This is a genomic window from Paraburkholderia xenovorans LB400 (genome assembly GCF_000013645.1).
GTDB classification, from domain to species: domain Bacteria; phylum Pseudomonadota; class Gammaproteobacteria; order Burkholderiales; family Burkholderiaceae; genus Paraburkholderia; species Paraburkholderia xenovorans.
The window spans coordinates 2,157,435-2,170,988 of record NC_007952.1; the positions used below are offsets into that span (position 1 = coordinate 2,157,435).

General features: G+C 63.5%; 16 protein-coding genes. 11 read left to right on the plus strand and 5 right to left on the minus strand.

The genetic code is table 11. From position 1 onward, the window contains the following. The first annotated feature begins 124 nt into the window (after positions 1 to 124). Both BXE_RS31465 and BXE_RS31470 read left to right on the plus strand, forming a co-directional pair. Positions 125 to 1,009 (plus strand): lipid A biosynthesis lauroyl acyltransferase, encoded by an 885-nt coding sequence (locus BXE_RS31465; RefSeq protein WP_011492166.1) that lies wholly within the window; start codon positions 125 to 127, stop codon positions 1,007 to 1,009. Positions 1,010 to 1,044: 35 nt separating this feature from the next. Further along, entirely contained in the window at positions 1,045 to 1,272 is a 228-nt protein-coding gene (locus BXE_RS31470; RefSeq protein WP_011492167.1) for a hypothetical protein, read from the plus strand. Between the two features lie 341 nt (positions 1,273 to 1,613). On the opposite strand, the gene BXE_RS31475 is transcribed toward BXE_RS31470, so the two are convergent. After that, positions 1,614 to 2,066 (minus strand): winged helix-turn-helix transcriptional regulator, encoded by a 453-nt coding sequence (locus BXE_RS31475; protein ID WP_011492168.1) that lies wholly within the window; start codon positions 2,064 to 2,066, stop codon positions 1,614 to 1,616. A gap of 126 nt (positions 2,067 to 2,192) precedes the next feature. Between BXE_RS31475 and BXE_RS31480 the strand changes: the two genes are divergently transcribed. The 3 genes from BXE_RS31480 to BXE_RS31490 all read left to right on the plus strand — a co-directional run bounded on the left by BXE_RS31480 (position 2,193) and on the right by BXE_RS31490 (position 4,371). Further along, on the plus strand, positions 2,193 to 2,396 hold the full coding sequence (locus tag BXE_RS31480; protein WP_011492169.1) for an NAD(P)-binding domain-containing protein: 204 nt from the start codon (positions 2,193 to 2,195) through the stop codon (positions 2,394 to 2,396). Between the two features lie 183 nt (positions 2,397 to 2,579). Further along, positions 2,580 to 3,545 (plus strand): SDR family oxidoreductase, encoded by a 966-nt coding sequence (locus BXE_RS31485; protein WP_011492170.1) that lies wholly within the window; start codon positions 2,580 to 2,582, stop codon positions 3,543 to 3,545. A 205-nt stretch (positions 3,546 to 3,750) separates the two neighbouring features. Next, positions 3,751 to 4,371, plus strand: coding sequence for an NADPH-dependent F420 reductase (locus BXE_RS31490; protein WP_040125277.1), 621 nt, complete (start codon positions 3,751 to 3,753; stop codon positions 4,369 to 4,371). Positions 4,372 to 4,473: 102 nt separating this feature from the next. On the opposite strand, the gene BXE_RS31495 is transcribed toward BXE_RS31490, so the two are convergent. Then, positions 4,474 to 4,842 (minus strand): winged helix-turn-helix transcriptional regulator, encoded by a 369-nt coding sequence (locus BXE_RS31495; protein ID WP_040124613.1) that lies wholly within the window; start codon positions 4,840 to 4,842, stop codon positions 4,474 to 4,476. A gap of 110 nt (positions 4,843 to 4,952) precedes the next feature. Here BXE_RS31495 and BXE_RS31500 point away from each other — a divergent pair, with 110 nt between their 5' ends. From BXE_RS31500 to BXE_RS31525, 6 genes are all read left to right on the plus strand, one after another. Then, positions 4,953 to 5,687, plus strand: a complete 735-nt coding sequence (locus BXE_RS31500) for an SDR family NAD(P)-dependent oxidoreductase (protein ID WP_011492173.1) — start codon at positions 4,953 to 4,955, stop codon at positions 5,685 to 5,687. 70 nt (positions 5,688 to 5,757) lie between these two features. After that, positions 5,758 to 6,357 (plus strand): NADPH-dependent F420 reductase, encoded by a 600-nt coding sequence (locus tag BXE_RS31505; RefSeq protein WP_011492174.1) that lies wholly within the window; start codon positions 5,758 to 5,760, stop codon positions 6,355 to 6,357. A gap of 140 nt (positions 6,358 to 6,497) precedes the next feature. Continuing rightward, positions 6,498 to 6,893 (plus strand): nuclear transport factor 2 family protein, encoded by a 396-nt coding sequence (locus BXE_RS31510; protein WP_011492175.1) that lies wholly within the window; start codon positions 6,498 to 6,500, stop codon positions 6,891 to 6,893. A 559-nt stretch (positions 6,894 to 7,452) separates the two neighbouring features. After that, positions 7,453 to 8,331, plus strand: coding sequence for a PadR family transcriptional regulator (locus BXE_RS31515; RefSeq protein ID WP_040124610.1), 879 nt, complete (start codon positions 7,453 to 7,455; stop codon positions 8,329 to 8,331). A gap of 88 nt (positions 8,332 to 8,419) precedes the next feature. Beyond that, complete coding sequence (locus BXE_RS31520) at positions 8,420 to 9,247, plus strand: siderophore-interacting protein (RefSeq protein WP_011492178.1); 828 nt, start codon at positions 8,420 to 8,422, stop codon at positions 9,245 to 9,247. 107 nt (positions 9,248 to 9,354) lie between these two features. After that, the gene (locus BXE_RS31525) at positions 9,355 to 10,611 is read left to right on the plus strand and encodes an MFS transporter (protein ID WP_011492179.1); all 1,257 of its coding nucleotides are present in this window, start codon (positions 9,355 to 9,357) and stop codon (positions 10,609 to 10,611) included. 74 nt (positions 10,612 to 10,685) lie between these two features. Here BXE_RS31525 and BXE_RS31530 read toward each other — a convergent pair whose 3' ends face one another. Genes BXE_RS31530 through mmsB form a run of 3 tightly spaced genes read right to left on the minus strand, consistent with a single transcriptional unit; the run spans position 10,686 to position 13,542 of the window. Continuing rightward, positions 10,686 to 11,834, minus strand: coding sequence for an enoyl-CoA hydratase/isomerase family protein (locus BXE_RS31530; RefSeq protein ID WP_011492180.1), 1,149 nt, complete (start codon positions 11,832 to 11,834; stop codon positions 10,686 to 10,688). Beyond that, positions 11,834 to 12,640, minus strand: coding sequence for an enoyl-CoA hydratase (locus tag BXE_RS31535; RefSeq protein ID WP_011492181.1), 807 nt, complete (start codon positions 12,638 to 12,640; stop codon positions 11,834 to 11,836). Before BXE_RS31535 ends, BXE_RS31530 begins: the two co-directional genes overlap by 1 nt. Next, entirely contained in the window at positions 12,637 to 13,542 is a 906-nt protein-coding gene (mmsB, locus tag BXE_RS31540) for a 3-hydroxyisobutyrate dehydrogenase (protein WP_011492182.1), read from the minus strand. The genes BXE_RS31535 and mmsB overlap by 4 nt, the downstream gene beginning before the upstream one ends. Positions 13,543 to 13,554: the final 12 nt, after the last annotated feature.

Consider the following 13,554-nt stretch of genomic DNA (forward strand, 5'->3'; position numbering starts at 1 on the left):
CGTCTATCCACGTCTTGCGGTAAGCGCTTTACCGTGCCGTTCTATTCGATAAAGGTTCGGACCGCTTGACTTTAATTTCTCCAGCCGCTGTTCTCATTGAAAACCGCCTCCTGCTGGCGGTCTGTTGCTAGGCCGCATCGGCGTCGCGGCCGCCCTGGCATTGCTGAAATTCCTCGCAATCCTTCCCTATGGCATAACTGCTCGTTTCGGCGATGGTCTGGGCTGGCTGCTCTACCAGTTGCCTAGCCGGCGTAAGCGCATCGTCCATATCAATCTGGAGCGCTGCTTTCCCGACTGGAGCACCGAACGCGTCGAAAGCGTCGCGCAGCAGCATTTCCGCCATGTGATCCGCAGCTACGTGGAGCGCAGCGTCCAATGGTTCGGTTCGGCGGAAAAGCTGAAGAAACTGGTGGTCGTAGACAGCGAGGTCGATTTGTCGGACCCGGACATGCCGCCCACACTGCTGCTCGGCGCACACTTTGTTGGCATCGAAGCGGGCTCGGTCTTCATCAATTATGCGCTGGGCAGGCCTTGCGGCGCGTTGTATCAGCCCATGTCCAACAAGATGCTGGATGCCGTTGCCCGAACCCAGCGCGGCCGGTTCGGTTCCGAAATGGCCAGCCGCGCCGACAGCGCGCGTATCGTGTTGCGATGGCTGCGCGATAAAAAGCCCGTCATGCTCGGCGCGGATATGGATTACGGGCTTCGCAATTCGACTTTCGTCCCTTTCTTCGGCATTGAAACCTGCACGCTGACCGCGGTCGGACGGCTTGCTAAAACCGGGCAGGCGCAAGTGCTGCCGTTTATTGGCGAGGTGTTGCCGAACTACCGAGGTTACAGGTTGAAGGTATTCAGGCCGTGGCAGAACTATCCGACCGGCGATGACGCGGTCGACGCGCGCAGGATGAACGCTTATCTGGAAGAGCAGATCCGCCTGATGCCCGAACAATATTACTGGGTCCATAAGCGCTTCAAGACCCGGCCGCCTGGCGAAGCGCCGTTTTATTAACGGTGCGCCAATCACACAACAAGTCTGGAGCACGCTTGATCAAGTTGACATCGATACATCGGGACTGGATCGTCGATATGACGCCGGATACACTGCCCGAAGGCTTTTCGGCTAGCGTGTGGGTTCAGCGCGAAGCGGGCGAAGGCGAGACCCAGGGCGAAAACTTCATTTTCTCCGACCTCGGACATTACGCTACACAAGGCGAGGCGGCGAGCCGCGGCGAATCCTGGGCCATTCGGTGGATCGACGAGAACGACTACTGATGGTTCCAGTTCGGCTGGTAAAAAGCTTGCCGGCCGCTGCGTAAACGACTCGATATGGTTTGCCGTGCGGCGGGCCTCGCGAGCGGTATCCTTCCATTGCCGACTGCTCGCACCGGAATGCGCAACGGTAGCCTTGCTGACCAGGGTTATTTCAGCGGCCGGGACATAAAGATGGGAGCACGAAAACACACTGGGCTCTGAGCAGCCGCTGGGGTTGGTGAAACATTAATGGCGGCTTCCATGACCGTTTCGGACATCGGCCCCGCTATTCGCTGCACCTCGTAGCCGGTGGTGTGTGCATATCGTTCGTGCGACGTGACAGGGCGCGCTTGCCGTCCTGCTCATTCCTTGCTGTCAGGAAACATACATCCGCCATTGCGGACCAACGCCTTCACCTCTTCGCTCACCTGCATCGGGTTTTCACGCAATCGAGCAGCGAACTCTTTGCTGCGCCGCACGTACGACTTCGAATCGTACTTCGCGCTCCAAAGGACTATGTTAAGCACGACGGGAATGAGGTCCAGGCCCTTCTCGGTCAGCGTGTAGAAGTCCTTCCGCCTATCGTCGGGGCTGGGTGCGCTAGAGAGAATTCCGTTCTCCTCAAGAAACGCAAGGCGGGCAGCAAGGACATTGGTCGCGATCCCCTCTTCCGATTTCAGGAACTCACCATACGTCTTCTTGCCGGCAAAAACGATGTCGCGAATGATCAGGAGCGACCACCGGTCGCCGAAGATCTCCACGCCGTAGTTCACTGCGCAATGGGACCGAACGTCTTTCTTAGATGTCGTCTTCATGGCTGGATATTAACATCGCTTGCATGGCGCAAGTAAAATTCCGTTTTTACTTGTTTTTTGCAAGTGATGCGAATAGGATGGTTGCTAGTGGTTACGAGCGCCACCCAACTCACCCGGAGACAGCACATGAGCACTATCAGCATCATCGGCACAGGTGGCATGGCCGCCGGGGCCGGACACACCGTCGAGGTGATGAGTCGCGACCCCGCCAAGGCGCGCGCGCTCGCCGGGCAGGTCGGAGCCGGCGCGACGACAGGAACGCTCGGCGCCGCCCCGGCCGGGAACATTGTCATCCAGGCGGTTCCCTACTCCGCCATTCTCACGTGGTGAGGCGCTACGGCGAAGAGCTGGCGGGTTCTTGTGACATCACCAATCCCGTCGCCTCCGACCTCACGAGCTTTGTGAGCCCCCGCTCCGTCAAGCACACCAACTTCTCAATCGGCGTCGGCCTTCTTGGCTGAGTGCACCGCCACCACCACTTCTCGCATCACATCGCCTACAAGGAGCAATAACATGCACGTTCTCGTCACTGGCGGGACCGGCCATATCGGTTCGTACATCATCCCCGAGCTCATCGCCGCCGGCCACGAGGTAACTGGCCTGGCCAGATCGGATAAATCCGCAGCGGCAGTGTCCGCGCTCGGGGCCAAGGTGCGTCGCGGGGATGTTTCCGACCTCGACGGGCTCAAGGCGGCAGCGGCGGAATCCGATGGCGTCATCCACGTCGCGCATAGGCAAGACCTGCTTCCCGTCGGCGGGATCGACGCCGTGGCCGCAGCGGAACTCCAGATCATGCTCGCGTACGGCGAGGCATTGGCCGGAACCGGAAAACCACTGGTCGTTTCGGGGAGCATTGGCTCGCCCACGAACCTGGGCTGGGCGGCGCCCGGGGCCCGCTTCCTGGACCGACCGGCGACCGAAGAGGACCCGGCCCTTCCCGGCGGCGATGCGTACAAGGGTTCCCTGCGGGTTCGTAACGTCGTGGAGCTCACCGTAGTCGGCCTTGCGGAGCGGGGCGTGCGGTCCTCGATCGTGCGGATTCCGACTATCGCGCACAGCACCACCGACAATGCCGGCTTCCTGCCGCTGCTGATCGGGCTCGCGAAGGAGAAGGGCACCGTCGCCTACCCCGGCGATGGCGCGAACGTGTGGCCGGCCGTGCACAGCCGCGACCTCGCCTCCTTGTTCCGCCTGGCGCTGGAGAAGGGTCCGGCTGGCAAAAGCTGGCACGGGATTGAGGGCGAGGGCGTCCAGTTCCGCGAAATCGCCGAGGCCATTGGCAGCCGTTTGGGCCTGCCGGCCGTGAGCATTCCCGCGGACGTACTGATGCTGCCGGGATACTTTGGATTCCTCGCGAATCTGGTCACGCTGGACCTCCCGGCGTCCAACCTCATAACCCGCCAGGCCCTCGGCTGGGAACCCGCCCAGCCCAGGCTGCTCGCCGATCTGGACAACGGCCATTACTTCCCTGCCGGCTGAGTCGAGCTGAGGCAGGGAGCCGGGTCGCAACAAACCCGGCGGACAGCGATGCCGTGATCCGTTCGGCCAACCACTCTGTCGACCCGGAGATGTCATGAGGGATGACGCACGCGGCTCGCCACACACGAAATATTAGCCGGGGATGCCCCCGGTTAAAGACTACGAAGCAAGACCCCAACTCACGAGGAATCTGCAAATGAACACTATCCGCACTATCAGCATCATCGGCTCAGGAGGCATGGCCGCGGCGATCGGTGGCCGTGCCGCCAGGGCTGGGTACACCGTCGAGGTAATCAGCCGCGACCCGGCCAAGGCGCGGGCGCTGGCCGACCAGCTCGCAGCCGGAGCGACGACAGGGACGTACGGCGCCGCGCCAGCGGGCGACATCGTCATCCTCGCCGTGCCGTACACCGGTGCGGCGGCGGTGGTGGCCGAGTACGGGAACGCGCTCGACGGCAAGGTGATCATCGACATCACCAACCCGATCTCTGCCGACGCCACGGGCCTCGTCACCCCCGCCGGCAGTTCTGCCGCGCAGGAGATCGCCAGGGGCGCCCCCGCCGGCGCGCATGTCGTGAAGGCGTTCAACACCCTCTTCGGACCCGTACTTGCGCGGGGTGGACGCCTCGACGCGTTCATCGCAGCCGACGATCCGCAGGCCAAGGCGCGCGTCTCGACCTTCATCGAGAGTCTCGGGCTGCGTCCGTTCGATGTCGGCGGCCTGCATATGGCCCAGACGCTCGAGTCGCTCGGGCTGATGCTCATCGGCCTGGCCAAAAACGGCGCCGGCACCTTCGACATCGCCTTGAACGTCGATGTCGGCTGAATCACCGACACCTCGTCCTCACCGGCGGGTCCACAACACCACTGGGAACGACACGTCTGTCACGTCGTTCTCATCAACCAACCCGGCTTTTCGGCCGTCCCGCTAAAGCGAACGGTCGCGCTCGGCGAGCACACTCACCATTTCGGCCATGTTCTCGGTTCCCCAGGTGCACAGCGGGACAATCCTGTCGGCCAGACTGCGGCCAAGCGGGGTCAGCGCGTAGTCCACACGCGGCGGCACCTCTTTGTAGTCGGTCCGCGCCAGCACGCGATCGGCCTCCAGCTCCTTCAATTGCTGGATCAGCACCTTGGCGCTGACGCCGTGGACATTGCGCTTGAGTTCGCCGTAGCGCTTCGGGCCGTCGAGCAGGAAGTACAGGATCAGCGGTTTCCACTTGCCCGAGATGATGCTGAGTGTGGCGGCGAGCCCGTAGGAGTAGCGGCCACCGCAATTCTGAGAACAGTCGGTCATTTTCACAGTTACCAAAAGGTGCATACTTGTCCTCAGGTTATCAGAACCGCATACTGGTCTCAAGTAAGCAGTTCCCTGCTTCCGTACTACTTCAAGGAAGGATGCACGACATGACCAGACTGAATGGAAAGACCGCTGTGATCACAGGTGGCGCTACCGGCATCGGCCGCGCCGCGGCCAGGCGCTTCATCGAGGAGGGCGCCTTCGTCTTCATCTACGGCCGCCGACAGGAAGCGCTCGATGCCGCTGTGGCCGAGCTCGGCCCCAATGCCCGCGCAGTGAAGGGCTCGGTCTCGGATGAGGCCGACCTCGACCGACTCTACGCGGCGGTGAAAGCCGAACGCGGAACCCTCGACATCGTCTTCGCCAATGCGGGGGCGGGAAGCCCGCTTGCGCTCGGCAAGATCACCGCCCAGCACATTGACGAAACCTTCGACACCAATGTGAAGGGTACGATTTTCACGGTCCAGAAGGCGCTGCCGCTAATGGGCCAGGGCGGTTCGATAATCCTGACCGGATCGAGCGCCGGCACCACGGGCGCCCCGGGAATGAGCGCCTACAGCGCGAGCAAGGCGGCAGTGCGCAACCTCGCGCGGACCTGGGCCGAGGACCTGAAGGGCACCGGCATCCGGGTGAACGTGTTGTCGCCCGGGGCGACGGCGACCGAACTCGCGAAGGCAGCGCTCGGCGAAGAAGGCCAGAAGGTCTACGCGGCTATGACTCCGCTCCAGCGCATGGCCGATCCGTCGGAGATCGGGGCCGTGGCCGCCTTTCTCGCGTCGTCGGACAGCAGCTTCATGACCGCCAGCGAGGTCGCCGTCGACGGTGGCCTGGCGCAACTCTGACGCTACGCCCTGCGGCGCTCCATTCGATTATCCGGAGCGCCGTAAGGCTCGGCAAACTGAAGGAAAATATATGAGCTACGCAATTATCGGCTTCGGCAAGATCGGCCAGGCGCTGGCCAGGGCGTTTGCCCGAAGCGGCATCGAAGTGTCCGTTGCAACCACTCGCGAACCTGAAAGCTTTGCATCCGCCGCGGCTGCGATCGGACCCACGATCATTCCCAAAAAACTGGCGGAAGCAGTCAAGGCGGACGTCGTCTTTCTGGCTGTCCGTTTCGAGTCGCATCAGGATGTCGCGAAGGCGCTGTCCACCTGGCAGGGGAAAACTATCGTCGATGTGACCAACGCCTACGGCGTGCCTCCTGAAGAACTGGGAGGACAAGCTTCTTCCAGGGTCGTCGCGCAGGCCTTCACGGGTGCAAGACTGGTTAAAGGCTTCAATCATCTGGCCGCTGCCGTTCTCGACCAGGATCCGGCCGTACATGGTGGCAGAAGAGTCGTGTTCCTGGCGAGCGACGATGACGGCGCCGCAGCGGAGATTGGTGCGCTTGCGGAAAATCTCGGTTTCTCGCCGATCAAACTTGGCGGGCTCTCGGAAGGTGGACTGCTTGTGCAGGCGCGCGGAAATAGCTGGGGTCAACTGATCTTTAAGGACCTGGTCAAGTTCGACTGATGAGTCGTGATCGCAAATTTTTGATGCGATCCTGCCCCGCGGGCGCGGTCCTTCCCTTCCTTGCTCCAGTCGCGGATTTATTTCGATCGTATCCGACCAGGTCGGACACAATCTGACGCAACAGAAATGGAGAGTTTTCGATGAGCACGCAAGAGAATGTCCAGATTGTGAAGGATTTTTTTGCAGCAATGGGCCGCGGCGATAAGAAAGGACTGCTTGCGGTTTCTGCCGAGGATATCGAGTGGATCATTCCGGGCGAATGGCCGCTGGCCGGCACGCACCGTGGGCATGCGGCATTGGCGGCTTTGCTTCAGAAGGCTTCCGAAATGGTGGAAATTTCATACCCGGAGCCCCCGGAATTCGTAGCACAGGGAGAGCGGGTTCTGGTCGTCGGCTTCGCCACGGGCAGAGTCAAATCCACGAACAGGACGTTCGAGGACGATTGGGTCTTCGCCATTACCGTTCGAAAGAGCAAAGTGACCAGCATCCGGGAGTACATCGACACGCTTGCACTGGCGCGGGCCTACGAACTTTGAGACTGAAGCCAGCGATGAATCTAGCAACAATAGTCAATCAGTTAGTCAAACTGAGTATGTGGAAGTCGCAGGCAGGCACCTTTCGATAGCGGCAATTGTGACACGTCGGACGCGTGTTCCATCCGGTACTCCAACCCAATAGCGGATTGCCAGTTGCCCCGAGCGCGTTGGCCGTCCGGCACGACGTTCATCGTTGGCGAACAGGATAATGGTGTATGGGGTACCCGTTGACCCTCCCCGACTGCTGCCTCGTGATAACAAGCTGTCCAAGCTGCTTCCTGGGCAAAGGGATTCGAAGATATGGTGCCCGCTTCGACAACTGACTGCCAAGTTGTATAGCTTGCGCCGCCGCGGGCACTACAAACCAATCACTCCCCAAAAATTGTGCGTCGCACGAAGAAAATTCGTGTTGGCGCAGACTTTTGTTGTCTCTGAACGGCCCTCTTCCACTTCCCGCAGACTTCGTTGTCCACCGGTTTCCGCAAAAAAGTAGTTTGACAAAATATCTTTAGATATATATCTTACGACACATCTTAAGACACAAACGGGAGTACCCAAGATGCGTCACCATCACCGTTTTTCCCGTCCGCACGTGGCGGACGACAATTTCTCCCTCGGCCACGAACCCACATCGCTGCATGCGCTATGGCATGCATTCGCACGCCATCACGAGTATCGCGACCATCGCGGCAATCACCACAATCGCGGCGAACGTGACGGGCGCGGCGACGCGCGCGGCCAGGGCGACCACGGCGGCCACGGCTACGGCCGCTTCCCGCTGCACGCGCTGTGGCACGCCATTGGCCGCCATCACGAGCATCGCGGCGGTGGTCGCGGCGGACGCTTCGGCGGCGGCCCCGGTGGCTTCGGCGGCGACGGCGACGGTTTTCCGCGCGGCCGCAAATTCAGTTCCGACGACCTGCAACTGCTGCTCCTGTCCATGATCGGCACGCAGCCGAGCCACGGCTACGAGCTGATCAAGGCCCTGGAAACGCGCTCGAACGGCTTCTACAGCCCGAGCCCCGGCATGGTCTACCCGGCGCTCACGTATCTGGAAGAACTCGGCTACGTGACGGTGCAACTCGAAGGCAACCGTAAGCGCTACGAACTATCGCAAACGGGCCGCGACTATCTGGCCGCCAACCGCGAGCGCGTCGAATTGATGCTCGCCAGGCTGAGCCACATCGCCCGCAAGATGGATTCGGTGCGCCGCGCGTTTGCCGGCGAAGAGCCTGCCGACATCAGCGAGGGCGGCTGGCTGCCCGAGTTGAGTGAAGCGCGCCGCACGTTGAAGCATGCGCTGCTGCTGCGCGACAACGCACCAGCGGCCGAGCAGCGCCGCATCGCCGAAATCCTGATGCGCGCGGCCAAAGAAATTGAAAGCAAAGTCAAACCGGACAACGGCGAGAACGGCAACGGCGGCGAAGCGGCTGTTTGAGCGCAGGCCGCCGTTGCCACGCATGCGCCTGCACGCCGGCGCATGCGGCGCGTGAGCACGTCCATCGAACCAACAGGAGTGGCACCCTATGCTGATGAAAGACAAACCAACCGATCTGGCAGTGCAGCGCGTACGGCATCCGCTGAAGTTCCGTCTGCTGCAGGTCAGGCAGGTGCGCGCGCTGACGCCGCATCTGATCCGCGTCACCTTCACGGGCGAAGACCTGCACGACTTCGTCTCCGCTTCGTTCGACGACCACATCAAGGTGTTCTTCCCCGAACCCGGCGCGGACAAACCGGTGCTGCCGGAAGCGGGCCCGGACGGCCCGGTGTTTCCCGCCGGCCAGCCGCGCCCGGTCGCGCGCGACTTCACGCCGCGCCGCTTCGATCGCGAAGCGCGCGAGCTCGACATCGAATTCGCCATGCACGAAGCAGGCCCCGCGGCGACATGGGCCGCGCAAGCCAAAGTGGGCCAGTACCTCGGTATCGGCGGCCCGCGCGGTTCGCTCGTGATACCCAAGGGTTTCGACTGGCATCTGCTGATCGGCGACGACACCGCGCTGCCCGCCATCGCCCGCCGCCTGGAAGAATTGCCGGCCGGCACGCGCGTCGCGACGGTGATCGAAGTCGCCGAGCCGTCGGCGCGGATCGAATTCACGACGCAAGCCGAACTGCATCTCGTCTGGCGCTATCGCAACGACGGTGGGATGCGCGGCGAAGCCTTGCTGCAAGCAGTCCGCGATCTCTACCTGCCGGAAGACGGCGAAGGCTACGTGTGGGCCGCCGGCGAATCGGCGACCATGCGCGCGGTGCGCTATCACCTGTGTACGGAGCGCGGCGTCGACAAATCGCGCATTCGCGCGGCCAGCTACTGGAAACAGGGCGCCGAGGCGGTGCACGAATCGCTCGACGATTGAGCGTGCGCCGTTGGCGGCATCGCGCGCTACACCGGCGCATGGGATCATGCGGCGCCGGCCACGCGTGCCCCGTGCACCGTGCCGACAATCACAACAGGAATCGATCGATGTACCCAATAAGCGCAAAGCACGAACGCCGCCTGCTGTGGCTGCTCGCGCTGACGCAGTTCACCCTCATCATGGACTTCATGGTGATGATGCCGCTCGGCCCGCAGATCATGCATGCGTTCGCCATCACACCGGCGGCATTCGCCACGGCGGTGTCGGCGTACTCGTGGTGCTCGGGGCTGTCGGGACTCTTTGCGGCGACCTATATCGACCGCTTCGACCGGCGCCGTCTGTTGCTGACCATGTATGCGCTGTTCGCGCTCTCGAACCTGGCGTGCGCGCTGGCGAGCAGCTTTGCGCTGCTGCTGGCCGCGCGTGCGTTCGCGGGCATCACGGGCGGCGTGTTGGGCTCGGTGATCATGGCGATCGTCGGCGATGTGATCCCCGTGCAACGCCGCGGCGCCGCCACCGGCACGATCATGACCGCCTTTTCCCTCGCGGCGATTGCGGGCGTGCCGGCCGGCGTGATGCTGGGTGCGCACTTCGGCTGGGCCGCGCCGTTCTTCCTGCTGGTGGCGCTCTCGCTGCTCGTGTGGTCGGCGGGCTGGCGGCTGGTGCCGTCGCTGACCGAACATTTGAGCCGCCATCAGCCGCCGCTCGCGGAAGTGCTGCCGGATTTGTGGCGGCTCCTCAGCAACCCGCGGCATCTGAATGCGTTTGCGCTGACCTTCATGATGATGGTCGCGCACATGGTGGTGATTCCGTTCATTTCGCCCGTGCTGGTCGCCAATCACGGCGTGGCGCCCGAGCAGCTATCCTGGCTCTATATGGCCGGCGGCGCGGCGACGTTCTTCACATCGCGCCGCGTGGGCGCGCTCGCGGACCGGTTCGGCACGCGGCGCGTGTTCCGGATCGCGGCCGTGCTCGCGTTTCTGCCCGTGCTGTTCGTCACGCATCTGCCGGATCTGCCGTTCTACGCGCTGGTGATGTTTTTTCCGTTCTTCATGGTCCTGATGTCGGCGCGCATGGTACCGATGCAGGCGTTGCTGACCACAGTCCCCGAGCCTGCCCGACGCGGCGCTTTTCTCAGCGCGAATAGTGCGCTGCAGGCGTTGGGCACGGGATGCGGCGCGTGGATCGGCGGCTTGATGCTCAGCACGTCGCCTGGTGGACAGATTCTGGGGTATGGGACTGTCGGCTGGGTTTCGGTTGCTGTCGGGCTGGCCGGCGTGTTCTGGGTGTCCCGGGTACGCGGCGCGCAAGGCGGTGCGCCTGCGGCGGGCATGCTGCATGGCGAGGCGTTCGGCGAAAGTTGATTGCGTGTCGCGCGCGGCGCTGGCTTGCATGGCGGTGCCGTGCGGAGCGCGGATGCTTCACCACCTCCGCCTCATCATTCCTGCCCCGAGCCCAACGCGGCCAGCGGATGTGCCTCCCGCTTCCACGGCGAAGCAAGGAAATGCCTGACGCGTTCGGGCCGCACCTCGGCCAGCCTGGCAGGCGCCCACCTGGCTTTGCGATCCTTGTCGATCAACTGGGCCCGCACGCCTTCGCAGAAGTCGCCCTCTTCGATCACCCGTTTGACGATGCCCAGCTCCATGCGGAAGCATTCCGCGAGACTCATCTGCCGGCCGCGCAAAAGCGCCTCGCGCGTAACGTAAAGCATGGTGGGCGAATGGCCGGTCAGCGCGTCGTACGTGGACTGCAACCATTGCTTCACTTCGCGCGGCGGCTCGCGCTCCAGCTCCTGCCGCACGGTCGCGACCATCCGCTCGACACTGGAGCGCCGGTCGAAATGCCGCAAGATCAGTTGTGTAAACGGCTCCAGCGCCGCGTGCGGAACGATATTGCACGGCGGCTCGAACACGCCGCGCAACGCAGCCATCAGATCGCCTTCGGACGACATGCGCTGCAAACGCTCCTCGAAACTGGCGAGCCATTCGGCCGGCACGCACAGATCCGCCAGTTGCAGGCGCAACGCATCGGCGCCGGACAAGGTCGCGCCGGTCAGCCCGACGTACAGCGCCACCTCCGCAGGCATCACGCTCAGAAAGCGCGTCGCGCCGACATCCGGCAGAAAGCCGATACGCGTCTCTGGCATGGCAATCTTGCTGCGCTCGGTGACGATGCGCAGCCGCGCGGCCTGCCCGAGCCCCATGCCGCCGCCCATCGTAATGCCGTCCAGCAGCGCGACCACCGGTTTCGGAAACGTATGCAGTGCGTAGTCGAGCCGGTATTCGTCGGCGAAGAATGCGAGCCACCGGCTGTCGCCGTTCTTTGCGAGCCGCTGCACTTCGCGCACATCGCCGCCGGCGCAGAAACCCTTGGTGCCCGCGCCTTTCAGCACGAGCGCGACGATGCCGTCGTCGGTGCGGCAATGTTCGACCAGCACGGCAAGCTCGCGCACCATAGCGTGCGAGAGCGCATTGAGCGCGGCCGGCCGGTTCAGCGTGATGATCGCCACACGGTTGACGATGCGAAACAGAATCTCGCGTTCCGCTTCGAGACTCGTGTCGGGTACGGCGCTTTGCAAGGCGCTCATCAATGCGTCTCCCCGTCCGCGGGCGCGGCCTGTGTCACCTGCCAGCGCGGCGCGCGTTTCTCGAGGAACGCGTTGACGCCTTCACGCTGATCGGCGCCGTCGAACAGATCGACGAAACGCTCGCGTTCCAGCGCCAATGCCGCCGCGCGCGGCACGCCGTTGCGGGCCTGATGGATCAGCGTCTTGCTGAAGCCGACCGCCTGCGGGCTCAACGTAGCGACACGCGCGGCCATCGTCAGCGCGGCCTCGCGCGCCGCGCCCTTCTCCACCACTTCTTCGACCAGACCGATACGCAGCGCCGTCGCTGCGTCGACGCGCTCGCCGGTGAGAATCATCCGCTTGGCCCAGCCTTCGCCGACCAGCCACGGCAGCGTCTGTGTGCCGCAACCACAGGGCAGCAGGCCGACCGCCGTCTCGGGCAACGCCAGCAAAGCATGCTGTTCCGCGATGCGGATATCGCACGCCAGCGCGCATTCGAGTCCGCCGCCCATCGCATAGCCGTTGATCGCCGCGATCACCACGGGCCGCGCGTTCTGCAAGGTTTCGAACGCCGCGCCGAAGCGCGCCGCGGCCGTGCGCGCGACTTCGCGGTTGCCGTCGGCGAACGTGTTCAGGTCGGCGCCCGCGCTGAAAAACCTGGGGCCGTCGCCGGCAATCACGATCGCCCGCACACGCGCCTCGCCGTTCAGGCGCTCGACGGACTGCTGCAATTGCAGCAAGCCCTCCGGCGTAAACGCATTGGCCGGCGGCCGCTTGAGCGTGAGTTGCGCAACGGCGCCGTCGTGCGCATAGTCGAGTTCGATCATGACGCTCCTCCGTCCTTGCCGTCCTGACGATAAAGCTTGATGACCGCCGAAAAGTCGAGACGTCCCGCGCCTTTCGTGCTCATCGTCTGATAAAGCTGTTGCGCGAGCGCGCCGAGATACACTGGTTGCCGCGCGGCTTTCGCGGCGTCGGTGGCGAGGCCGAGGTCCTTGAGCATCAGATCCGTGCCGAAGCCGCCCGTGTAACCGCGCGTGGAGGGCGCCGTCTCGATCACGCCGGGCATCGGGTTGTAGGTATCCGAACTCCAGCACCGTCCGGTCGATGTATTGATGATCCCACCCAGCACTTTCGCGTCGATGCCGAGCGCCTCGCCGAGCGACATGGCCTCCGCCACGCCCGCCATCGTGATACCGAGCACGAGGTTGTTGCAGATCTTCGCGACCTGGCCCGTGCCGGTATCGCCGCAGTGCACGATGTTCTTGCCCATTGCCGAGAGCACCGGCTTGACCTGCTCATACACGCTCGCGCTGCCGCCGACCATGAAGGTCAGCGTGCCCGCCGCGGCGCCGCCCGTTCCGCCCGACACGGGCGCATCGACAAAACTGTTGCCGTGCTGCTGCGCGAGTTCGGCGAACGCCTTGACGCTCACGGGATCTATCGTGCTCGAGTCGATGATGGTCACGCCCCTGGCGATGCCGGCGAAGATGCCGTCGTCCGCCGTCAGCACGCTGCGCACGTGCGCCGCGGCGGGCAGCATGGTGATCACGCATTCCACGTCGGTCACCGCCGCTTTCGGCGACGCGGCGGCTTTCGCGCCGGCGTCGACGAGCGCCTGCACGGCTTGCGCGTTGAGGTCGAACACGTTGACCGCGTGACCTGCCTTGAGCAGGTTGTGCGCCATTGGCGCACCCATGTTGCCGAGTCCGATAAAGCCTATTTTCATGATGTCGTCTCC